Origin of the sequence: Janthinobacterium sp. PSPC3-1, from assembly GCF_049896105.1 — a bacterium.
Taxonomy (GTDB): Bacteria; Pseudomonadota; Gammaproteobacteria; order Burkholderiales; family Burkholderiaceae_D; genus Janthinobacterium.
In genome coordinates, this window is the sequence record NZ_JAFCTQ010000043.1 from 18,800 (window position 1) to 40,350 (window position 21,551).

The following is a 21,551-nucleotide window of genomic DNA, read 5'->3' on the forward strand; positions in this document are numbered from 1 at the left end:
CGCAGTGTTGTGATGAGATGGTTTCACAACCATCGAGCTGATTACGGAAAATCTGAGAGTACGCCGCGCTCAAGAAAATCCATCACAGCGGGATCCTCTAATAATGAACGATATACGACAGCGTCCCAGCTGTTGATACCTTTGCCAGCTTCCAGCGAATATGCGCTTTGAATGGCTGTAGTCACTGTGATAATACCAGCCGCTCGAGTATCGCTCGCTATATGGATAATATTTTGGTAGCTATTCTCAAAGTACTCCTTGAATCGCTCCCAAAAATCAATTCCTTTCAAATGAGAGGCTACGAGTTCTTTCAGCTCTTCTGGAAGGTTGTTTCGTATTTCAAAAGAGATCACTGGAGTAAGGTAGGGTGCTTGTAGTCGTATTGTATAGAGAGCCTGATTGACCTCATCGTAGTACGGGTGCAAGAAGCTCCTCGCACCCGCTGCGTTTTTGTAGTCCGTAAGTTTCTCACCTTGACACCAATCACAGGCGGGTACGAGGTTAAGTAGATGTATGGCGAACTCCGGGTATGTTGTTTTCGGCAAGCAATGATCGAGTGTTCTCGGTCTTCCGAGCTCACCGCATACAGGGCAGGCTAGAAGTTTATTTTTTTTCCTCAGCTTCTCTAGCTCATTGAATGGGTATTTATCGGTCTCTGGATTGTACAATCCGATCAATGATTTTTTTCGGTCAATGGCTTCGTTGTCAGTCTCGACATAATTTCTTAGCATCAATGGTGGCATACCGGTTGGGCAACCTTTTTGGACATCGTACTGGCGGTATCGTGCAGTCAAATCTTTGGTGATTCGACCATAGAATTTCTTGAACTTGACTCGCTCACCTAGCACAAGATTCAAGATCTCGATACTGTCGTCATCAGGCTTCGGAATTTTAGTGACCATTAGATACGCCCGAGTTAAGAATTTTAATGGTCATTTCTTCGTTTAGCTCATCTTTGAGCTTCGTCAAAAGTTTTTGGGGTCCGCCAACTTCTTCAATAGCGCTTTCTATCCACTGCGCAAAAGGCTTTGTTACTTTACTGTCTCCGAAGACATAGGATGAAATTCGCTGCATGTTACCACCGAATGTCTCAAATGGCGGATGATCAATCTCTACTCCGTGCTGCCCAATACGATAAACATGCATGCAATTCGCTGGAATTTCACGTGCGACGGCAAGAGAGTGTGTCGCAAGAATTGCTTTGGAATTAAAGGCAGCCAAGACTTTTTTGAGGAGCGCGATGAATTCGACCTCAAATGTGGGGTGAAGGAAGAGCTCTGGTTCGTCTACGACGATCAAGCTCTCAGCTTTAATCTGTCCGACAATATTGATCACCATATAGACAAAGAGACGCTGGCCGGAGCTTAGGTCGAGTTTTTCATTTCCCACAAGAAATACAACACCTGCCTTAACATTAATTACATTGAAAATATCTTCTTTAAGCTTGAGGAATTTTGGATGTGTGCCTGGCGTCAGCTCGATATATTTTTTTCCATCGCCACCTTCGATCACAAGAGATTCAAGGGAAGAAGTAAGCTCTGCCTTGGGGTTGATCTCGACTACAAGCTTTTCAAATTTTAGCGCTGGTTTCAATACATCCAGAATGGTATCCGCCTTAGATGTCCAACTATTAAGGAATTCGTACGCATCGTCGTCAGCCAAAGCTTTGAACATCGACTCGACTGAATCGCTTGCGGGCTGGTTTCGGCTGATGGAACTTTGCCGCCTTCCTGATGCGGACATTGACCCTCTCCTGAAACCGAAGTACCTATAAGCAGTTTTATCCTTCAGTTTGGTATCTGATAGGTCTAATACAAAATCTTCGAATGGGCTATAAGACATCAAAATCAGGCGTGAAATATTCGGGTAGATATCAAACGGCTGATGCTTGGATTTATTAAGTTGCGTTTGCGATCCAATATCCATCCCTAGCCAGTAAGCAACCAAGCTTTTCAGTGTATGGGATTTACCGACGCCATTCGGACCGATCAGAACGTTGATATCGTACGGAAGAGTATCGGAGTTGAATCTGAACTTGATTGAAGTCACACTCTCTGCGCCGCGACTTGGCAAATTCAATGTAAAATCTCCGATTGACTGAGAATTTCCAGAGAAAGATTTCCAGCCATCAGAGAAAGATTTTCGTGCACCGGCTTCCCGCAGTGGTGATATAGAGAAATTTTCATTCTCCGTAAGTTCTTTTGCAGCCTTGTCCTGAGCAATGTTTACAAGATAGCCTGCATCTCGAATCAACACCAAGGCTTCCCTAGCGTCGTGCATACCCAGTTTAGTAATCAGTGCGTCATAAAATTCAATGTCGCTTGGGACAGACACGTAGTTTGTCTTTGGTATCGGGAAATAGCCGTCCCAGCCTTCTTCGCGAAGGTGGTTGAGTTTAACTGGTGAGTTGGTATCGTTCTCAATTAAAAGCTTGAGATTGAAATCAAAAATTTGCTTCCCCTCGAAATAAAATACCGCATTCAGAGTGGTGCGTACCGAATAGTCATCCCAGTTATTATAAGAGAGGGCTAGCAGCGTTTTTTCTGTTTTTTTCGCCTGCGGAGTTTTGCTCCAATCAGTGCCAGAGTAAAAAAATACTTTCAAGACTCACCTTCCGTGTAGTTAATTTTGAGATGATATTGGTCTAGCGCTTACCCGCGAGGGCGGCTCGCCTTCTAGCACCCAAAATGATGCCGAAAATTTGACAGTTTGCCACTTGCGATTTCTGCGAGCCGTTGATTGTACTTTCTTTCACGAGGTTGCCATAAGGTTGAGATTGAATCGCTATTAGTCTTGTCAGCAGTCTCATAGAACATTTTTATGGCGAGAAATTGCATTCGGCATGTCCACTTCTGGCCGAACCCGGCCGTTCGGCTCAGCATAGCAGGTTTCCAGGGTGAAAATCTAACGGCTGCATCGGCAGGCTGCATTGGCCCCGAAGCGGTCTTTGATAGTCTCGATGTGTCAAGGGCCGGCTTTAGAGAAAAGCAGTCGGTCCAACCGTCGAAGTGATCGATCGTTTTTGGGTTTGAACAATTATTAAGTTGCAGTACCGACTAGCAAAATAGGACATCAATCAGAACGGTCTTGATGACGATCGAAAGCCAGAAAGCAATCGGTCTTCTTTGTACCATTTCACAGTAGATAGGCCCATCTTCTTTACGAATAATCCAAAGGGACAGAGCTCTTCGTCCGAAGCTCGACGAAACGGACCTTCGTTGCAATCAACTTCGTCAATAAGCTCGGGGTTGTCTTGCTTGCAAGTCGAATACATCGGGCAAGCTATCTCGTCACTTTTAACGTATTCGGAGAATTGATAGGCGAGCAAAAGCTGGATGAATTCCGACTTTGAAGATTCATCGCCAAGGGAGCTGCCCAACTCTCCATTCTTGTTGACGATAAGTGGTATCCCCAAATTCGAGATCACTGAGCTGAGCTTTCCCTTGAAACGCTCTGTGCTCATCGCATAGAAAGTAGAAAAGAGACTAAATCCTCCGATCTTCCTCTGAGCGTAGTCTAAAGCCTCACCGAGCCAAGCGTGGATTAACGGAGAACTGGTTTCGGGGAACTGGTGCTGCAGTGACGCGCGAAGCGCTCCATAGCGGCGCTTAAGCTTATTCGCCATAGATTCGTAAGGACGGCTAACCGCAACCCATTGATAATTGAACAGAAGCTCGATGAATGTATCGTCGTCATTGAATTCTGCGCCTTTGAAAAAGCCGCTTTTGATGTCTTCGATTACCATCATAAGGCGATGTGCCGGATTATCGTTCATAAGGCAGTATTCGGCCAACGCAATTCTTTTTATGTTGCTAAGATGTGCCAAGCCTTTAAACGCAAGAACTAAATCAACAGATCGATATGGCAGGTCGGGGGGGGGGAGGCACATCGGGAAAATGATGGGTCTCTATCTTTGACGCAATGTACTCGAGCAGGTCACGCGCCCCAAAGTGATACTCATGGACCCCGCTACCGGATAAAAAGTACCTATAGAGCTTGTACCCATAGCTCTCACTAACCTCCTCCTCAAGACGAATTCCGTCGATCGATATAACTTCCGTATGAAAATCACGGCTTCCCCAAGTAAATTCGCTGGTTCTTTTTAGCTCGAGCACGTCCTTATTTGTGAAGTTGCTGGGCAAGTGCATCTCCCTCGTCTCTCTCGCATGATTGATCTGCGCACGAAAAATTTCGAGTAAAACCATGTTCTCTCGCATGCAGTATGGCATAACAAGATCCTGCAAAAGATGAAGATATTCATGGATAAACGTGGCCTCGTGTTGCTTTGCAAGTTGCTCCGGTTGCTCGTCCGATTCGATCCGGATGATGAAGAAAGCTGGCTCATAGCTACCCTCTGCATTTTTCAAAAACATATGTTGCCTCCCGGTTTCTCATTCGATAGGTGTTTGCCTTTGGCCGCCATCATACCAAATTGCATTATTCTGAAGAACTACACCGGTCCCTCTTGAGATCAATGACCCAGGCCTCTTGCATGCAATAAAATTCATTTATGCGTTGGCTGCGGACGGAAGCTTCACATTATCTATGACGGCTTTTCTGAAGCAAACCAGACAGTCGAATGACAATGTAATCAACGCGGCGACTGTCTCATTCTGTCCGAACCCGGCCGTTCGGACAAGCATAGCAGGTTGTCAGATGGAAAATCCAGCGCGACCCACAACAGACGACATGCAGATGCGGCTTGAACAAAGTGCGGACGCCATGCGAATCAGGCGCTGTTCGGTCGAGCGTCCCCTTCGGGACCATCAAGTCGTGGATGGGGGCGACGCACTTCCTGACCAAAGGGCTTAATAACGCTGCTTGGGGTCGCTGGCATGATGGAGGCGGTCCGGGCATATGCCCTTATACTGGCTCTACGACGCGCGTTTGGAGCGCTTGCCTTACCGAGCCGGCCGCTGAGTCGAAAAAATACAAACAGTCCCCGTGTAGCCTGGTCAATCCGTAATACGGCAGCAGTCGGGTACAGTTCGACCGCGTGCAGCTATATTTGAGTTTTAACACGGCATAGACCGAAAGCGGAAGTTGCTGTTAGGCGATTGTACCCTACAGGTACACCCGTGCGAGGCACTGCCATCGAAACGCTGGTCGCATTTCACATGGGTTGATACGGTACATTTGAGACATCGTCGCCCGATTGTCTAGACCCCAACGAGACGATATCCAGGACCTTCCGGTATTTGCAGTTAGCGTGAGCTGGCGGCCATAGATCGCGAGCCGGCGCCGTCTATTTGTAAGCGACCAGCAGCCCCACCTGTACAGCGTGTTCAGCGTTGGGTAAAGTCGGGGAATGGCAACAGCGAGTCGATCTGGCTGTTGGGGCACGTCGGGAGACGTTCCAAGACGGTGGCCAGCCAGCGCGCCGGATCAAGCCCATTAAGCTTGGCGGTGGCAAACAGGCTCTGGATGGCGGCGGCGCGCCGACCGGCCCGCTCCGAACCGGTGAACAACCAGTTCTTCTTGCCGATGGCGATGAGACGAATGGCGTTCTCGACGGGATTGTTGTCGATCGGCAGCGTGCCCGAGGCCGCATAGCGCTGCAGCGCCGCCCAGCGCTTGAGCGCGTGATCGACGGCCTTGGCCGTGCCGCTGCCGGCGGCAACGGCGCGCTGGGTCGTTGTAGCCATGCGTGCATTTCGGCCTGCGCCGGCATGGCCAAGTCCTGGCGCAACGCCAGGCGTTGCGGCGAATCGCGTCCCGCGCCTTGCTGCTCGATCGCGTACAGCGCCGCGATGCGGCGCAGCGCCTCCTCGGCGACGGGGCTGCCGCTGGCGGCGTGCACGTCGAAGAACTTGCGCCGGATATGGGCCAGGCAGGCCAGTTCGGTCGGGCCGTCGGCGAACAGGGCCTTGTAGCCGGCGTAATCGTCCACCATCAGGTGGCCGCGCCAGCCATGCAGGAAGGCGCGCGCGTGGGCGTCGGCGCGGCTGATCTGGTAGTCGAAGACGACGAGAGGTGGGCCATCGTCATGGACGCCGGATCGATAAGCCCACAGGTAGGCGTGTCTTGCCGCTGCCAGGGTCAAGCTGGCGCACCGGCGTTTCATGGGCATGTAGGCAGTCATGTTGCCGCAGCAGTTCGGCCAGCCGGTCGGCCAGCGGCTGCAGCGCCACGCCGATGCGCCCGATCCACCCGGCCAGCGTCGAGCGGGCCAGCGGCACGCCCTGGCGGGCGGCGATCTGTTCGATCCGGTACAGCGGCAGATGGTCGAGGTATTTGCAGGCCGAGATCCAGGCCAGCAGGCCGACGGCGGCCATGCCGCCGTCGATGACGGCCGGCGGGATAGCCGCCGCCGTCACCGTCTGGCACGGACGGCACGCGTACTGCGGCCGGATGTGGCGGTGCACGAAGAAGCGCGTCGGCTCCACGTCCAGCCTTGCTCGCTGTGTAGATTGAGCGGCGCTGCTGTCGCCACTGCCGACACCACCCGCACCGGCAGCAGCGCTGGCGCCATTTGTACAGCCGGTAGCCGCCGAGCCCAGTAACCGACCTGCCGAAAGGGGATGTCGTGTTGGAGCGCGAACGCGCACTGCGACAAGCCACTCGCTCGCCATTGCCCCAGGCGTTCTTGCCAGACCTTGACTCGTTCTGAATTCACCACTATCTGTCTTCCCGACATAACCGAAAGTGCCAGTGTGACGAGGCCGATTACGAATTCATAGGTGGGCCGGTTAGCCGCTTACGTTAATTCGAGCCGAAATCAGCGTCAAATGCGAGCCCGACCGTTTTCAAACGCGAGCCGTTATACATAGGGAGACCCGCTTTGAACCCGGCGTTTCACACCATCATCAACGCCAGCGAGGTTGACCGGCGCGACCTGTTTCTCAGCGCGGCCGCCGCCTGGGTACGGCGGTTCAGAACGTGGAAAAAGACTTCTGGGTCTGCTGGACCTTGGATGCGCTGTTCAATGGCCTGGCGCCTGGCCGGCCCCGTCTGCTTTTCAAGGGTGGCACCTTGCTGTCCATGGCGTTCGGCCTGATCACGCGGTTTTCCGAAGATATTGACATCACGGTGTTCCGCGACGACCTGGGCTATCCTGCAGAAGTTGCCGACCTTGACGCGCTGAGCGGTAAAAAGCGCCGCGTCCGCCTAGACGCCATTCGGGCCGCCTATCCGGCGGCCACCGTCCTTATCCAATAGTTTGGCATTTTGAGGAATCGAAGAAATCCGAAATTTTCAAAATTTTTCCCTATTCACGATCCGTGAAAATGAAAAATAATTGAATATTTTTTGAGTTATGACTATCATGAGCGTTCACACTCCGTGAATAATGTGGGAGAGAGAAAATGGTTGAAAACGAATTCGCTCTAGCGTCCGTTAATGCGGAGGAGGCACTTATCTCGCATGCTTTACGAATACTGCAAGAAAGAACGGCAATCGCAGGGACTCTCGTCACGCTTAAGCCTGTCATGCCAGGTCAGCAGGAGGCCGATGGCGCAGTCAAGCTGCAGCATCCCAACGGAACCCATCGTTATTTTATCGAATGTAAATCATCCATCGATCGTAAAGAGCAGCTCAACAAAGTACAGAAGCAATTGGAACGGCTCGGAGACGAAGGTTTTCTGATCACGCCATACCTTAGCAGGGAACTCGTCGAACATTGCAGGAAGATAGACCTGCAGTTTGTCGATCTGTCAGGCAATGCGTATTTGCGTGCACCTGGTCTCTTTATCTTGATAACGGGGGAAAAACGCAGCCTTGCTCTCCCAACCGATGGCGAACCTAAAGGACTCACGAATTCAGCAGCATTGCGGGCCGTGTTTGCGCTGCTTTCGCACCCCGTCCTCCTCAACTCACCACTCAAACATATCGCAAGCACCGCCGGAGTGTCACTGGGCACTGCCTACAACGTGCTGGACGATTTACAGCGCCGGGGCTACTTGATCAAGTCCAGCGCTGCCGGGCGCAGAAAACTGCTCGAGCCAGAACGCCTGATTGCCGAGTGGGCGATCAACTTCCCCACCACATTGCGCACCAAACTGCACCTCAGACGTTTCAGCGCACCGGACCCTGATTGGTGGCAGTCAGTGCAACTGGACGCTTTCCATTACGCGTGGAGTTCTGAGGTGGCCGCTTGTAAAATGACCGGATACCTCAAGCCATCGACGCAAACCCTTTACGTTGACCAAGGAGACATGGATAACGTCATCAAGGTATTGGTCAAACAGCATCGAATCAAGCCTGATCCCAATGGCAACATCGAAATATTGGAAAAATTTTGGCAGACAAAATGCGACACAGAAGTCTGCCTCGCTCCACCGTTGCTAGTCTACGCTGAGCTAATGGCGTTAATGGATCCGCGCTCGGACGAAGTAGCCACTATGATCAAGGAGAAGTGCATTGACCCCACGTTTGATCAGGGATGACCGCCCGGTCGATCCCACCATTATCGACATCCTGCGTGCCGTCGCAGCCGATGCATCGGATGAGGGACTCGACTACATGCTGGTCGGGGCAACAGCAAGAGATATCCTCTTGAACCATGTGTTCGGCATTGTCGCCAGGCGCGCAACCTACGACGTGGACTTTGCTGTTGCCGTCAAAGACTGGCAGCAGTTCCATGCGCTGCGCACCAGGCTTCTGGCGCGAGGAACCTTCAAGGAACAGGGCACGGCACAGCAACGTCTGTACTTCACCGGTCGAGACGGTGATCTCCGCTATCCACTGGATCTGGTACCCTTTGGTGCCATTGCAGAAGGTGCGGGAGAAATCGCCTGGCCACCAGACATGGCGGTCGTCATGAGCGTCGCAGGCTATGACGACGTGTTGGCTGCCGCAGAACACGTGAAGTTTGCCGACGATTTTGACGGAAAGGTCGTTTCGCTCGCTGGCCTCGCAGTATTGAAACTCATCGCCTGGTCAGACCGGGGACGGGAAAATCCTAAAGACGCTCATGATCTGATCCACCTGATGGACAGTTACGCCGCAGCCGGTAACTTCGAACGTGTCTACGACGAAGAAGGCGTGATTGAGGCCGGGGAGGCTGATCCGGATTTGGCCGGTGTTTATTTGCTTGGCAAAGACATCTGCCGAGTGGCAAGCGCTGAAACACTGGAAGTGCTACGGCGAATTGTCCGGCAAGACTTTGATCGGCTTTCCAATGAAATGATCAGGGCCAATCGCCATCTAGATAATGTCGAGGAACGCGTCGAGTCTCGCCTGCGACTTTTAGAAAAATCGTTGGTGCAATAGCAAGCCAGGCTTACCCCTCTGGTGGCCCAGATGCCGGGGCCAAACTCGGTGGACCCGCATTGGCTTGTGTTCTCTAGGTGGGGCCGTGACTGGGGGAAGAACGTGCACCGGAACACTAACGGCTTCGCGCTGCATCGCCGCCGTCCGGAGGACGCCAATTCCACTGGCCGCAAGACAGCCGACATCTAGACGCTGGCGGTGAAGGCGCGCAAGTCGCGCTGGTTGACCGACGATTCGTGCTGGCAGAACTCGGTGGTGAAGTTGTTTATTTCAAAACAATCAACCTGTTTTATTAGACGTACTCGCCAGATCAAGCCATCATTCGCCAGCGCCTAGCAGCCTCAGAGGTTGAACCTCAGCAAGCGCAATTTCCACCTCGACGCCATCCACATGGCGTATCCATGCCCGCCCCTCCCCACTTGGGCGGCGTCCTAGCAGCAGGATGCCCTCGCGCTGCTGGTGCAGCACCACGACGCCGCCACAGCGCCAGCGGCGGTGGCCCGTGTCACTGGGAGCGGCATCAACAGTTGCGGCATCCTGCTGCGCTGGACCTGCTCTGCCCTCTTCAACAACCGGCTCCTCCTGACCAAATTTCTCGCCCAAGAAGGCGCGCAGCAACTTGACGGCGCCGCGCGTGATCTCCGGCTCGCCCTCGCCCAGCCAGGCCGTCACCGCTACAGGCTGCGCCTTGTAGGCGGTCACCAGTTCATTCACGGTGGTCACGTCGCGCACCCTGCCCTGGTTGAACGCCAAAGCGACCGGCTCGGGCAAGTCCAGCAGGGCCGCGTGCTGCGTGACGAAGGCTGGCGATTTGCTGATATTGCTGGCGATCTGCCCCCGCTTGAGCCCTTTCGACAGTTCGCGGCCGATGTAGTTGGCGATCTCCCGCGCCGTCAGCTCGTTGCGCTGCAGGTTTTCCACCACCTGGTCGGTCGCGCTATAGTCGTCGTCAATGAAACCGGGAATAGTCGCCAGCTGCGCCAGCCGCGAGGCACGGTAGCGTCGCGCGCCATGATTGATGATGTAGCGCCCGGGCCTGTCGGGATGGTGGCGCACCGAGATCGGCGTCTTGACGCCGCGCAGGCGAATCGAGGCAGCGAGTTCGGCCAGGCTGTGCGCCGTAAAGCCAGGATTCGCGGCCGAGCGCGGCTGCCCGGGATCTTCTTCGATATGGTCGAGCGGCAGCGCCAGCGGCCGCCCTTCCATCTCGGGTCCACTGCCCTGCTTCAGCTGCGCGCCAACCTTTTTCATCGCGGCGCATCCGGATCGCCATACGCGACGAACCAGGTCAGGTGGCAAAAGACGGCAAAGTGCAGCAGCAACGCCAAACCGGCATGCGTACCGGGCGTATCCCACAGCACCAGCGCGCGCAGCAGCTGGAACAGCACATCGCACGCCATGATGAAGCGCAGCGCTGGCCAGCACAGCACGACGATGACCCACAGGATTTTACGCAGGCCGGGCCTTGCTGGCAGCCCGGCGGGATTCAACGATGGCGTCGGCGATTTCTCGTTGCCTGGAACGGATGGAAACTGGATGATGTCTGCCATGTTTTGACTCTTTCGCGTCTGGCCTGCTGCACCGTGCAGCTGATACGCCGACACTGCCATCGTCGCCCCGCCAGCTGTCTGCGGCTTTGATGCAAAGCAAACTAGCGTTCCGCTATCGAAGCAATTTTTAGCAGCTAAAATCCGGTTTGAGCGCTCCTTGCGTGCACACGCCACGCAGACATGCACGCCGCATTGATCCAATCGGCATCGCACGAGAAATCCGATTGAAACGCCGTTTCAGCCATCGGATACTGGGCTCAGGAATTCGAAATAATGATTGCTACCAGACTGGATTCACGCTGACCCAAGGAGGCCTTCCATCATGGGCATTCGTCCACTCACTACTACCGACCTGCTGGTGCCAGGCCGGGTCTTGATCAAGCGCCGCCAGTTGCTGCAGAAGGTGCCGCTCTGCGAGCGCACGATACTGGATATGGAAAAACGCGGCGGCTTCCCCAAGCGCTTTACTATCACGTCGCGCCTTGTCGCGTGGGACCTGGCCGAGGTCGATGCGTGGATCGCCGCGCAGCAAAGCGCAGCCTTGCCAGGGTGCGCTCCGGGTGCGAAAAAAAGCACGTCCTAGCCGGCCGCGTCGGCACGCGGACACTAGCTGGCGGTCCACCCATCGATCATGTCTGCCCATTCCTGCAGCATGCCGCGCCGCTGCTCCGCGTATTCCGCCTTGTTATACACGGCCCTGACGCCCTTCTGTTCGTGCGCCAGGCATTTCTCGATCCAGTCCGTGTTGTAGCCCGCCTCGTGCAGCAGAGTCGAGGCGGTGCGGCGCAAGTCATGCGGCGAAAAGCCATCCAGCGTGCAGCCGTCATCGGCGGCATTCTTGACCACGGAAACCAGCACCGCGTTCAGGGTCGCGCCATTCATCGGCCGCTCAGGATCGTACCTGGACGGCAGCACATAGCGGGACCCGCCGGCGCAGGTTTTGAACGCCACCAGCATATCCATGGCCTGGCGCGACAGATAGACGTTATGGGGATTTCGTCTTTTCATGCGCGCGCCGGGGATCGTCCATAGCGCATGCTCGAAGTCGATCTCCGACCAGGTGGCGTCGGTTAGTTCCGATTTGCGTACCAAGGTCAGCAGCAGCATCTTGCACGCCAGGCGTACCGTGGCGGCGCACTGGGTCCGGTCCAGATACTTGTAGAACAATTTGATTTCCGCCGGCATTAAGGTGCGGTCACGCGGCTCGAAGGTTGCGATCGACGATGGCGGCACGCGATCGGCCGGGTTAGGATGCTTTTCCCCGCGCGCTTCGGCATACCTGAAGACCATCATCACGATCTCGCGCGCGTGCACCGCCACCGCCGGCGCCTGACGTGCAACGATGCGGTCGCACAGTTCGCGCAGCATCTGATCGCTGATTTCGGATAGCAGCAAGGAGCCAAACGCTTTTTTCAGGTCTCGCTCATATGTCCAGCGGCGCATGGCGCGCGTTGATTCTGCCATCTTGTATTTGTCGAGCCAGCGTTCGGCCCAGACAGAAAACGGTTCCTGTGCCTTGCGCCGCCGGACGCTCTCTTCCTTCGTGCGCGCCGGCGACACGCCTGCGGCGACGGCCTTGCGCGCCTCGGCAAGCGCTTCGCGCGCTTCACGCAAGCTCATGCCACCCACGCCATACCGGCCCAGCGTGACGGTCTCCTGGCGTCCGTTAACACGATAGTTATAGCGGAAGGAAATGCTGCCGGACGCCGCCACCATCGCATACAGTCCGTCCCGGTCCGCCACCTTGTAGGGCTGCCCGGTCCCCTTGATATTTTTGAGCTTTGCATCTGTCAGCATATTTGCCTCCAAACGTATACCATCACACCAAAGAAACAATCAATAAAATCAGTAACTTGCATGCGATTTTAGACGCTGTTTCCATTGCATGAATAGCACTGAAGCCGGCAAAAGTACCATCAACGATTCCGGCGTTTTCCAGACTTGGAAAAACCAATAAAAACAAGGACTTATCGCGCTGCATACCATCACGTATACCATCAAGGCCCAACCGCGCCTGATGGTATACGTATCTCCATAGCATCATCCCAAGAACGCCATACCATCTTGAGTACCATCAAAAGAACCTGCTCGGCTTTACCTGAGGTTGCCTGACAATGCGTCCCACAATGAAAAAACCCCTGAAAAATCAGGGGTTTGTCTTGATCGTCCTACCCGGCTTTGCCAGCGGCTGCCGGACGGGAGATCACTCCCACTCGATCGTCGCCGGCGGCTTGCCCGAAATATCGTAGACCACGCGGTTGATGCCGCGCACTTCGTTGATGATGCGGTTCGATACCTTGCCCAGCAGCGCGTGCGGCAGGTGCGCCCAGTGCGCCGTCATGAAGTCTTGCGTTTGCACTGCCCGCAGGGCCACTACCCATTCGTAGGTGCGGCCGTCGCCCATCACGCCGACCGATTTGACCGGCAGGAAGACCGCAAAGGCCTGGCTGGTCGCTTCGTACCAGTTGGTCGGCACGCTGTCCTGGTCGAAGCCTGGCACCACGACCGGCTCGTATGGCGTGTTGCGCAGCTCTTCGATGAAGATGGCGTCGGCGCGGCGCAGCAGGTCGGCGTAGTCTTTCTTGACTTCGCCCAGGATGCGCACGCCCAGGCCCGGGCCCGGGAACGGGTGGCGGTAGACCATGTCGTGCGGCAGGCCCAGGGCGACGCCCAGTTTGCGCACTTCGTCCTTGAACAGTTCGCGCAACGGCTCCAGCAGTTTGAGCTTCATCGTGTCCGGCAGGCCGCCCACGTTGTGGTGGCTCTTGATGGTCTGGCCCTTTTTACCTTTGCCGGCCGACTCGATCACGTCCGGGTAAATCGTGCCTTGCGCCAGCCATTTGGCGTTGACCAGCTTGGCGGACTCGACCTGGAACACTTCGACGAATTCGCGGCCGATGATCTTGCGCTTCTGCTCGGGATCGGAGACGCCGGCCAGGTGGCCCATGAACTGGTCTTCCGCATCGACGCGGATGACTTTCACGCCCAGGTTCTTAGCGAACATGTCCATCACCATCTTGCCTTCGTCCAGGCGCAGCAGGCCATGGTCGACGAATACGCAGGTCAGCTGGTCGCCGATGGCGCGGTGGATCAGCGCGGCAGCGACGGACGAATCGACGCCGCCGGACAGGCCCAGGATGACGTCGTCGGTGCCGACTTGCGCGCGGATTTTTTCGACCGCTTCGCTGATATAGTCGGGCATGTTCCAGTCCGATTTGCAGCCGCAGATTTCATGCACGAAACGGCCGATCATGGCCTTGCCCTGCACCGTGTGCGTCACTTCCGGGTGGAACTGCACACCGTAGAACTGGCGCTCTTCGTCGGCCATGGCGGCGATCGGGCAGCTCGGGGTGTTGCCCATCAGCTTGAAGCCTTGCGGCATTTCCAGCACTTTGTCGCCGTGGCTCATCCACACTTTCAGCATGCCGTGGCCTTCGTCGGTGACGAAGTCGGCGATGCCGTTCAACAATTTGGTGTGGCTGCGGGCGCGCACTTCGGCGTAGCCGAATTCACGCACCAGGCCGTTTTCAACCTTGCCGCCCAACTGGGCCGCCATGGTCTGCATGCCATAGCAGATACCGAGTACCGGCACGCCCAGCTCGAACACGGCTTGCGGCGCGCGCGGCGAGTCGCCTTCCAGGGTGGAATTGTGGCTGCCCGACAGGATCACGCCGGCGGCGCCATAGTTGCGTACGAATTCTTCGCTGACGTCGTATGGGTAGACTTCGGAGAACACGCCGGAATCGCGCACGCGGCGGGCGATCAGCTGGGTGACTTGGGAGCCGAAATCGAGAATGAGGATTTTAGAGTGCATGATGGAGGACTTTATCTGGGTTCAATTGCAAGACCGGCGCACTAGGCGCCGGTCTGATTGTCGCTATTTACTCGGAACGGTAATTTGGCGCTTCTTTCGTGATCTGCACATCATGGACATGCGATTCGCGCATGCCGGCCGAGGTGATTTCCACGAATTCCGCTTTCTCGCGCAGCTCGTCGATGGTGGCGCAACCGCAGTAGCCCATCGATTGACGCACGCCGCCCACCAGCTGGAAGATGATCGCCAGCACGCTGCCCTTGTAGGCGACGCGGCCTTCGATACCTTCAGGCACGAACTTGTCGGCCTTCATGGTGGCGTCCTGGAAGTAGCGGTCAGCCGAGCCGTCCGACATCGCGCCCAGCGAACCCATGCCGCGGTACGATTTGTACGAACGGCCCTGGTACAGGATCACTTCGCCCGGGGCTTCTTCGGTACCGGCAAACATCGAACCCATCATGACGGTCGAGGCGCCAGCGGCCAGTGCTTTCGAGATATCGCCCGAGAAGCGGATGCCGCCGTCGGCGATACATGGCACGCCCGTGCCGGCCAGTGCTTCGGCCACGTTCGAGATGGCGGTAATTTGCGGCACGCCGACACCGGCGACGATGCGCGTGGTGCAGATCGAGCCTGGGCCGATGCCGACCTTGACGGCGTCAGCGCCGTACTCGACCAGCGCCTTGGCGGCCGCTGCCGTGGCGATATTGCCGCCGATAACTTCAACTTGCGGGTACTTGGTCTTGATCCACTTTACGCGGTCCAGGATGCCTTGCGAGTGGCCGTGGGCGGTATCGACCACCAGCACGTCGACACCGGCGGCGACCAGCAGGTCGATCCGCTCTTCATCCTTGGCGCCCACGCCGACGGCGGCGCCGACCAGCAGCTTGCCCTGGCTGTCTTTCGACGCGAACGGGTGCGAGGTCGATTTCTGGATATCCTTGACGGTGATCAGGCCACGCAGTTCGAACGCGTCGTTGACGACCAGCACGCGCTCGAGGCGGTGCTTGTTCATCAGGCGCTTGGCTTCGGCCGTGTCTGCTTCCTCGTTCACATATACGAGTTTTTCGCGCGGGGTCATCTTGGCGCGTGCTTCGGCGTCCAGTTCCTGTTCAAAGCGCAAATCGCGATTGGTGATGATGCCGACCACGGTCTTGCCTTCGACGACAGGGAAACCGCTGATGCCATACTGTTCGGTCAGGGCGATCACGTCGCGGATTTTCATTTCCGGAGGAATCGTGATCGGATCGCGCAATACACCTGCTTCGAAACGCTTGACGCGGGCTACTTCGCGTGCCTGGTCTTTCGGGTTCAAGTTCTTGTGGATAATACCGATGCCGCCTTCCTGCGCCATCGCGATCGCCAGACGGGCTTCGGTCACCGTATCCATGGCTGCGGACAGCAAGGGAATATTCAAGGTGATATTGCGGGTCAAGCGAGTTTTGAGGGACGTATCGGCGGGCAGAACGTTGGAGTAGGCTGGGACGAGCAGCACGTCATCGAATGTGAGTGCTTTTTGAAGTAGACGCATAGCATTTCCTATTGGCGCAAAAGCAGATTATACGGAAAATCTTGCTTCTTGTCCTGAACCTTTGCAAAGACCCTGACTACACTGTTCATATTTGCTTGATTCGCTTGCCTTTTCGTATCCCAAATAATACACTCAATATGAAAAGCATCCTGACCACGGCGACCTTTGATCACTGGTTCGGCAGGCTGAAAGACCGGCAGGCTTTTTTCCGCATCCAGGCCCGTATCGACCGCATTGAGGACGGCAACTTTGGCGACTGCAAACCTGTCGGCGAGGGTGTATCGGAAATGCGCATCGATTGCGGTCCGGGATACCGGGTCTACTTCACCCAGCGCGGCATGGAAATCGTCATCCTGCTGGCAGGAGGCGACAAATCGAGCCAGCCGAAAGACATCAGGACGGCGCTGCGGCTGGCGCGAGAACTTTAAGGGGCAGAGATTGTCATGACACAAAAACTGAGCAAATGGGATAGCGCGCAATATCTGAAGACGGAAGAAGACATGCTGGCCTACTTCGAAGCCTGTCTCGAAGAAGCCGGCGATGACGCGGCCTTTATCGCCAAGGCGCTCGGCAATATTGCCAAGGCGCGCGGCATGACGCAGCTGGCCAGGGACACCGGCCTGGGCCGCGAGAGCCTGTACAAGGCGCTGTCCGGCGAAGGCAACCCGAGCTTTGCGACCATTTTGAAAGTGACGCGTGCGCTGGGCTTGCAGCTACGCGCCAGCACGCTTGCCAGCTAAGCCTTGGCGCCCTTGCTCCCGGCACGGCGCCGGCGCGCCTCTTTCGGATCCGCCTGCAGGGGCCGGTAGACTTCCACCCGGTCCTGCTGCCGCAAGACCGTATCGAGCGTCTTTTTCTTGCCGTGGATACCGACCAGATTGATGGCCAGGTCGATCTCGGGGTGCTGCTGCAGCAAGCCGCTCTGCTCGAGCGCCTGGCGCAAGGTGCTGCCGGCAGGCAAGCTCAGGGTGCGCAGGAAGGCGGCATCGGGCAGAGCGTAGCAGACCTGCACCTCGACCTGTACTTCGGTCGCGTCAGGCGCCGCCATAGACCGTCTCGGCGCGCTTGCAGAAGGAATCGACCATGCTGTTGGCGATCATGCCGAACACCGGGCCGATGATCTGTTCGAGCACGCGGCTGGAAAACTCGTAGCGCAAGTCCAGCTCGATCTTGCAGGCGTCTTCGCGCAAGGCCTTGAAGGTCCAGACGCCATCGAGGGTCTTGAAAGGACCGTCCACCAGCTTCATCTTGATGGAGCTGAAAGGCACGTTCTCGTTGGACGTGGTGAAGCTTTGGCGTACGCCGTGGTACTGTATGCCCACGCTGGCAACGACGGTGTTGTCGCCGCGTTCGCGTATCTCGACCGCGCCGCACCAGGGCAGGAATTTGGGATAATCTTCCACCGCCGCCACCAGCGCGAACATTTGTTCGGCGCTGTAGCCGAGAAAAACTGATTTATGTACTACTGCCATTGAAGAACCATTTGCTATGATGTTGGATACACTTGGATTTTATCGCGCTTGCGCGAGACAGTAGTTTAACCGACCCGCGCACATTTACCATTCTCATGACCATAGCAGACAATAGAAAAGCATTCCACGACTACTTCATCGAGGATCGCTACGAAGCCGGCATCGTGCTCGAAGGCTGGGAAGTCAAGGCCATTCGCGACGCCCGCGTACAAATCAAGGAAGCCTACGTGGTTGTCCGCGGTACCGAACTATTCCTGTTCGGCGCGCATATCAGCGCCCTGCCGACCGCTTCCACCCATATCCACCCGGAAGCCGTGCGCACGCGCAAGCTGCTGCTGCACCGCGCGGAAATGGACAAACTGATCGGCAAGGTCGAGCGCTCAGGCTTCACCCTGGTACCACTCAACCTGCATTACAAGGGCGGCCGCGTGAAATGCGAAATCGGCCTGGCCAAGGGCAAGAAACAGCACGACAAGCGGGCGGCCGAACGCGACCGCGATGGCGCGCGCGAAGTGCAGGCGGCGATGAAAACCAATCGCCGTTGATCGGCAAGCGCCCCACTCCACCAACCCGGCCATGCGCCGGGTTTTATTTTGCCTGCGTCATGCGTCATGCGTCATGCGTCATGCGCCATCATGCCCAAATCGGCGGCATCAGCAGGATAAAAAAGGCAAGGAAAAAAGATGATAATCCGGCGCTATTCACGCAGGATGCCAGAATGGCAAGAGAGATAATGACGGGGAATGCTTGACCTGAAAAACGACCGCTTACGGCAGATAAAAACTTCCGGATGCTTGCAAGCTGTTTGGCCAGTATGACGAGATTCACACAGCACAAGCATCCGAATGAAAGGTAATTACACCTTCAGCAGATCACGCGACTTACCCGAATCGGTCCATTCCTTGACCCATTTCGGTTGACGGCCACGGCCAGTCCATTGTTGCGATGCATCGTCAGGATTGCGATAACGCACGGCTACCGTACCGGTTTTTGCACGAATACCCGTACCCACCAGGTCTTTGACGGACACGCCCACGCTTTGCGCAATGGCCAGGATTTGCTCGCGCGCTTTCGACAGATCGTCGTGTTCGCGTTTTTTCATCTGCTTCTTGATGTCGTCTTGCAGCGTGCGCAGTTCCGACAGGGATAAACTGGACAGATCCATGATATTTCCTTTGTATGAGTTGAAAAGAGTGCTGAATACGCGAATTCTATCCAATTGTAACGCGCTTGCGGAGATTTTTTTTGAAAATTTAAAGTTTTTTGCAATTATTTTCATCCGGCGGCGTCATTATCATGACATCTGTGGCAAACACAAAACACTGCCGCCCGGCATTGAGCATCCCATTCCTGCAAAGATGCCGGCATCGCCCACTATCCCCGATGCGGCAATCCCCATGGTGCCATTAATTTTGAAGTACTTTTTGATTCATTGCAATTTATAGCCATCATAAAAGATAATTTATAAAAATGCATGTTGAATTTACGGCCACTGCGTAAATGGCAACCTCACCGCACCATCTCCGTGCATCGCCGCCACCGGCAATGACGCACACTTTAATCGAAAAAGAGAATACACGCTGCACGCTACACATCATTTCAAACCAGGCGTCAACCGCCTTGATTCAAATAAGGCGTGATTGTAGCAAACTGGCGTGACGACTCCCGCAGGCGGTATCCACCCACAATACAGCAGAAGCAAAAACGCCCGCAAAAGCGGGCGACAGTTACTATTGAATAACTAGTGATTACTCAGGGGAGCGCTACTGCGCCTTTCGGCTTTTGCGTTTTCACCACTTGCATGGCGGTAGCGATCAAGCTGCTCATCTCGCCCAGATTGGCTGGCACGATAATCGAGTTATTGGTTTTGGCCAGTTGCGCAAAGGCGCCCACATACTGCTCCGCCACTTTCAAGTTGACAGCGTCCTCGCCGCCCGGCTCCCTGATGGCGGCGCCCACCTGGCGCAGCGCTTCGGCATTGGCCTGCGCCAGCGCCACGATGGCGGTGGCCTGCCCTTCGGCGCGGTTGATCGAGGCCTGCTTTTCACCTTCCGAGCGGGCAATCGCCGCTTCGCGCTCGCCGCTGGCGATATTGATCTGCTCCTGCTTGCGTCCTTCCGAGGCGGCGATCAGCGCGCGCTTTTCACGTTCGGCCGTAATCTGCGCCTGCATGGCATGCAGGATTTCCTTGGGCGGCGTCAAATCCTTGATTTCATAGCGCAATACCTTGACGCCCCAGTTGGCCGCCGATTCATCGATGGCGTTGACGATGGCGGTATTGATGTGGTCACGCTCTTCAAAGGTTTTATCGAGCTCCATCTTGCCGATCACGGAACGCAGGGTGGTTTGCGCCAATTGGGTAATGGCGGCGATGTAATTGGATGAACCATACGACGCGCGCATCGCATCGGTAATCTGGAAGTACAGAATGCCGTCGACTTGCAGCTGCGTATTGTCGCGCGTGATGCACACCTGCGGTGGCACATCGAGCGGAATCTCCTTGAGCACATGCTTGTAGGCGATACGGTCGACAAACGGCACCACGATATTCAGGCCAGGCCCCAGTACCGCGTGAAATTTCCCCAGCCGTTCCACTACCCAGGCATGCTGCTGCGGCACCACATTGACGGTCTTGAAGACAAATACCAGCGCCAGCAATAACAAGATCAGCGACACGCTCCCGATGCTAATTTCCATAGTTTACTCTCCAGTGTTATCCAACAATCAAACGGCTGCCGCGCACGGCACGTATGGTGTACTGCCCTGCTTGCGTATCGCTGCCCGGCATTAATTCCACATCCCATAAAGCGCCGCGATACATTACGCGCGCTACGCCATCGACCCAATGCGCCACCGCCACGCTTTGACCGATATCGAGGTTGACATTCGGATCCTGGGCCGCATCGCGGCGCGCCGCCTTGCCGAAGCGGCTGCGGCTGCGGCGCAATAACAAGGTAGCCGCCACGCCCACCACGGCCGCACACAAGCCCTGCAGCGGTCCATTTGCGCCCGCCAATGCGGCCAGCGCACCGGCACTCATGCCGATGGCGATCATCAGCAAATAAAAGGTTCCGCTGAATAATTCCAGGATCAATACCAGCCCACCTGCGATAAACCAGCCTGTCCAATCGGCCATGATTTTTCCTTTATGTCAGCCGTTAAGAAAAAAACCCCCGTGACCGATATAGGTAACGGGGGTTTTCACAATATTGCCAGATATTTATTCTTGCCTGTATACCTATAAGTAACAGTCTAAAGCAATTCCGGCTCACGTCAATAGGTGAGTCGGATTTTCATTCCTTTAAGGCTATTATTCTTCGAGCAGGCTGCGCAACATCCACGCGGTTTTTTCATGCAGGTCGAGGCGCTGCGTGATCAGATCGGCGGTCGGCTGGTCATTGGCTTTTTCCAGCAGCGGGAACAGCGCGCGCGCCGTGCGGGCAGTCGCCTCTTGGGCAGACACCAGATGGCGCACCATTTCCAGTGCCGGTGGCACGCCTTCGATTTCCTTGATCGAGGCCAGCTCGACGAACTGCTTGTAGGTACCGGGCGCAGGGTAGCCCAGCGCACGGATACGTTCGGCGATCAGGTCCAGCGCGCCCCACTGTTCGGTGTACTGCGTCATGAACATCAGGTGCAGGGTATTGAACATCGGCCCCTTGACGTTCCAATGGAAATTATGCGTCATCAGGTACAGGGTATAGCTGTCGGCCAGCAGGCCCGACAAGCCTGCCGCGATCTTCGCGCGGTCCGATTCGGAAATCCCGATATCGATTTTTGCCGAGCCAGTTTTCGGATTTACAGTTGGTTTCTTGCTTGCCATATCAACTCCTGTCTGTGTGAAAGTAAAACCATTTTAGCAAATCTTGCGCTATCTCATCACTGGGTGACGTGCGGGCCAAAAAAAACTAGGGCGGCACATTCTGCTTACCTCTCCCGCGGGCACTATTGAAGCGCGTTGCTGTCCAAGGTCGCAT

25 protein-coding genes and 2 pseudogenes are annotated in these 21,551 nt (G+C 55.7%); 8 read left to right on the forward strand and 19 right to left on the reverse strand.

What is annotated here, in order from left to right; translation table 11 throughout:
* Positions 1-41: 41 nt before the first annotated feature.
* The 6 genes and pseudogenes from ACP7B7_RS27435 to tnpA all read right to left on the reverse strand — a co-directional run.
* A complete protein-coding gene (locus ACP7B7_RS27435; RefSeq protein WP_426078828.1) occupies positions 42-902 on the reverse strand; it encodes a hypothetical protein in 861 nt (286 codons plus the stop codon).
* Positions 892-2,604 carry a hypothetical protein gene (locus ACP7B7_RS27440; RefSeq protein ID WP_426078829.1) on the reverse strand — a complete coding sequence of 571 codons (1,713 nt, stop codon included), beginning with the start codon at positions 2,602-2,604 and terminating at the stop codon, positions 892-894. The genes ACP7B7_RS27435 and ACP7B7_RS27440 overlap by 11 nt, the downstream gene beginning before the upstream one ends.
* Positions 2,605-3,076: 472 nt before the next feature.
* Positions 3,077-3,775 carry a hypothetical protein gene (locus ACP7B7_RS27445; protein ID WP_426078830.1) on the reverse strand — a complete coding sequence of 233 codons (699 nt, stop codon included), beginning with the start codon at positions 3,773-3,775 and terminating at the stop codon, positions 3,077-3,079.
* A 73-nt stretch (positions 3,776-3,848) separates the two neighbouring features.
* On the reverse strand, positions 3,849-4,373 hold the full coding sequence (locus tag ACP7B7_RS27450; RefSeq protein ID WP_426078831.1) for a hypothetical protein: 525 nt from the start codon (positions 4,371-4,373) through the stop codon (positions 3,849-3,851).
* 912 nt (positions 4,374-5,285) lie between these two features.
* Positions 5,286-6,467, reverse strand: a pseudogene (gene tnpC, locus ACP7B7_RS27455) (IS66 family transposase); the annotation flags it as partial.
* Positions 6,446-6,637: pseudogene (gene tnpA / locus ACP7B7_RS27460) on the reverse strand (IS66 family insertion sequence element accessory protein TnpA); the annotation flags it as partial. The pseudogenes tnpC and tnpA, both read right to left, overlap by 22 nt.
* A 242-nt stretch (positions 6,638-6,879) precedes the next feature.
* Here tnpA and ACP7B7_RS27465 point away from each other — a divergent pair.
* From ACP7B7_RS27465 to ACP7B7_RS27475, 3 genes are all read left to right on the forward strand, one after another.
* Entirely contained in the window at positions 6,880-7,158 is a 279-nt protein-coding gene (locus ACP7B7_RS27465; RefSeq protein WP_426078832.1) for a nucleotidyl transferase AbiEii/AbiGii toxin family protein, read from the forward strand.
* Between the two features lie 146 nt (positions 7,159-7,304).
* Positions 7,305-8,384 (forward strand): type IV toxin-antitoxin system AbiEi family antitoxin, encoded by a 1,080-nt coding sequence (locus ACP7B7_RS27470; protein ID WP_426078833.1) that lies wholly within the window; start codon positions 7,305-7,307, stop codon positions 8,382-8,384.
* Positions 8,359-9,210, forward strand: a complete 852-nt coding sequence (locus ACP7B7_RS27475; RefSeq protein ID WP_426078834.1) for a nucleotidyl transferase AbiEii/AbiGii toxin family protein — start codon at positions 8,359-8,361, stop codon at positions 9,208-9,210. Before ACP7B7_RS27470 ends, ACP7B7_RS27475 begins: the two co-directional genes overlap by 26 nt.
* A 318-nt stretch (positions 9,211-9,528) precedes the next feature.
* Here ACP7B7_RS27475 and ACP7B7_RS27480 read toward each other — a convergent pair whose 3' ends face one another.
* Together ACP7B7_RS27480 and kleE are read right to left on the reverse strand one after the other, a co-directional pair.
* On the reverse strand, positions 9,529-10,461 hold the full coding sequence (locus ACP7B7_RS27480; protein WP_426078835.1) for a ParB/RepB/Spo0J family partition protein: 933 nt from the start codon (positions 10,459-10,461) through the stop codon (positions 9,529-9,531).
* A complete protein-coding gene (kleE, locus tag ACP7B7_RS27485; RefSeq protein ID WP_426078836.1) occupies positions 10,458-10,760 on the reverse strand; it encodes a KleE stable inheritance protein in 303 nt (100 codons plus the stop codon). The genes ACP7B7_RS27480 and kleE overlap by 4 nt, the downstream gene beginning before the upstream one ends.
* A gap of 322 nt (positions 10,761-11,082) precedes the next feature.
* Here kleE and ACP7B7_RS27490 point away from each other — a divergent pair, with 322 nt between their 5' ends.
* Positions 11,083-11,343 (forward strand): helix-turn-helix transcriptional regulator, encoded by a 261-nt coding sequence (locus ACP7B7_RS27490; RefSeq protein WP_426078837.1) that lies wholly within the window; start codon positions 11,083-11,085, stop codon positions 11,341-11,343.
* A 23-nt stretch (positions 11,344-11,366) separates the two neighbouring features.
* On the opposite strand, the gene ACP7B7_RS27495 is transcribed toward ACP7B7_RS27490, so the two are convergent.
* The 4 genes from ACP7B7_RS27495 to guaB form a co-directional block, all read right to left on the reverse strand.
* Positions 11,367-12,557, reverse strand: coding sequence for a tyrosine-type recombinase/integrase (locus ACP7B7_RS27495; RefSeq protein WP_426078838.1), 1,191 nt, complete (start codon positions 12,555-12,557; stop codon positions 11,367-11,369).
* A gap of 22 nt (positions 12,558-12,579) precedes the next feature.
* Positions 12,580-12,741 (reverse strand): hypothetical protein, encoded by a 162-nt coding sequence (locus ACP7B7_RS27500; RefSeq protein WP_426078839.1) that lies wholly within the window; start codon positions 12,739-12,741, stop codon positions 12,580-12,582.
* Between the two features lie 222 nt (positions 12,742-12,963).
* Positions 12,964-14,574 carry a glutamine-hydrolyzing GMP synthase gene (gene guaA / locus ACP7B7_RS27505; RefSeq protein ID WP_426078840.1) on the reverse strand — a complete coding sequence of 537 codons (1,611 nt, stop codon included), beginning with the start codon at positions 14,572-14,574 and terminating at the stop codon, positions 12,964-12,966.
* A gap of 67 nt (positions 14,575-14,641) precedes the next feature.
* Positions 14,642-16,102: an IMP dehydrogenase gene (gene guaB, locus ACP7B7_RS27510; protein WP_426078841.1), complete on the reverse strand. Its 1,461-nt coding sequence runs from the start codon at positions 16,100-16,102 to the stop codon at positions 14,642-14,644.
* Between the two features lie 137 nt (positions 16,103-16,239).
* Here guaB and ACP7B7_RS27515 point away from each other — a divergent pair, with 137 nt between their 5' ends.
* Both ACP7B7_RS27515 and ACP7B7_RS27520 read left to right on the forward strand, forming a co-directional pair.
* Positions 16,240-16,530 carry a type II toxin-antitoxin system RelE/ParE family toxin gene (locus ACP7B7_RS27515; RefSeq protein WP_426078842.1) on the forward strand — a complete coding sequence of 97 codons (291 nt, stop codon included), beginning with the start codon at positions 16,240-16,242 and terminating at the stop codon, positions 16,528-16,530.
* Positions 16,531-16,545: 15 nt separating this feature from the next.
* On the forward strand, positions 16,546-16,842 hold the full coding sequence (locus tag ACP7B7_RS27520; protein WP_426078843.1) for an addiction module antidote protein: 297 nt from the start codon (positions 16,546-16,548) through the stop codon (positions 16,840-16,842).
* Here ACP7B7_RS27520 and ACP7B7_RS27525 read toward each other — a convergent pair.
* Together ACP7B7_RS27525 and ACP7B7_RS27530 are read right to left on the reverse strand one after the other, a co-directional pair.
* Positions 16,839-17,150, reverse strand: coding sequence for an RnfH family protein (locus ACP7B7_RS27525; RefSeq protein WP_426078844.1), 312 nt, complete (start codon positions 17,148-17,150; stop codon positions 16,839-16,841). The two genes, ACP7B7_RS27520 and ACP7B7_RS27525, sit on opposite strands and share 4 nt — an antisense overlap.
* Positions 17,137-17,574, reverse strand: coding sequence for a type II toxin-antitoxin system RatA family toxin (locus ACP7B7_RS27530; RefSeq protein WP_308920521.1), 438 nt, complete (start codon positions 17,572-17,574; stop codon positions 17,137-17,139). Before ACP7B7_RS27530 ends, ACP7B7_RS27525 begins: the two co-directional genes overlap by 14 nt.
* Positions 17,575-17,669: 95 nt before the next feature.
* Between ACP7B7_RS27530 and smpB the strand changes: the two genes are divergently transcribed.
* The gene (smpB, locus tag ACP7B7_RS27535) at positions 17,670-18,119 is read left to right on the forward strand and encodes an SsrA-binding protein SmpB (RefSeq protein ID WP_308920520.1); all 450 of its coding nucleotides are present in this window, start codon (positions 17,670-17,672) and stop codon (positions 18,117-18,119) included.
* 88 nt (positions 18,120-18,207) lie between these two features.
* Here smpB and ACP7B7_RS27540 read toward each other — a convergent pair whose 3' ends face one another.
* Together ACP7B7_RS27540 and ACP7B7_RS27545 are read right to left on the reverse strand one after the other, a co-directional pair.
* Positions 18,208-18,402, reverse strand: a complete 195-nt coding sequence (locus ACP7B7_RS27540; RefSeq protein ID WP_426078845.1) for a hypothetical protein — start codon at positions 18,400-18,402, stop codon at positions 18,208-18,210.
* Between the two features lie 28 nt (positions 18,403-18,430).
* Complete coding sequence (locus tag ACP7B7_RS27545) at positions 18,431-18,739, reverse strand: H-NS family nucleoid-associated regulatory protein (protein WP_065305939.1); 309 nt, start codon at positions 18,737-18,739, stop codon at positions 18,431-18,433.
* Here ACP7B7_RS27545 and ACP7B7_RS27550 point away from each other — a divergent pair.
* Positions 18,738-19,019, forward strand: a complete 282-nt coding sequence (locus ACP7B7_RS27550; protein ID WP_426078846.1) for a hypothetical protein — start codon at positions 18,738-18,740, stop codon at positions 19,017-19,019. The genes ACP7B7_RS27545 and ACP7B7_RS27550 overlap by 2 nt on opposite strands.
* A 307-nt stretch (positions 19,020-19,326) precedes the next feature.
* Here the strand turns inward: ACP7B7_RS27550 and ACP7B7_RS27555 are convergent, their stop codons facing one another.
* From ACP7B7_RS27555 to ACP7B7_RS27565, 3 genes are all read right to left on the reverse strand, one after another.
* On the reverse strand, positions 19,327-20,271 hold the full coding sequence (locus ACP7B7_RS27555) for an SPFH domain-containing protein (RefSeq protein ID WP_426078847.1): 945 nt from the start codon (positions 20,269-20,271) through the stop codon (positions 19,327-19,329).
* A 16-nt stretch (positions 20,272-20,287) separates the two neighbouring features.
* On the reverse strand, positions 20,288-20,710 hold the full coding sequence (locus tag ACP7B7_RS27560; protein ID WP_426078848.1) for an NfeD family protein: 423 nt from the start codon (positions 20,708-20,710) through the stop codon (positions 20,288-20,290).
* A gap of 174 nt (positions 20,711-20,884) precedes the next feature.
* Positions 20,885-21,397, reverse strand: a complete 513-nt coding sequence (locus tag ACP7B7_RS27565; protein ID WP_426078849.1) for a Dps family protein — start codon at positions 21,395-21,397, stop codon at positions 20,885-20,887.
* Between the last annotated feature and the right edge of the window lie 154 nt (positions 21,398-21,551).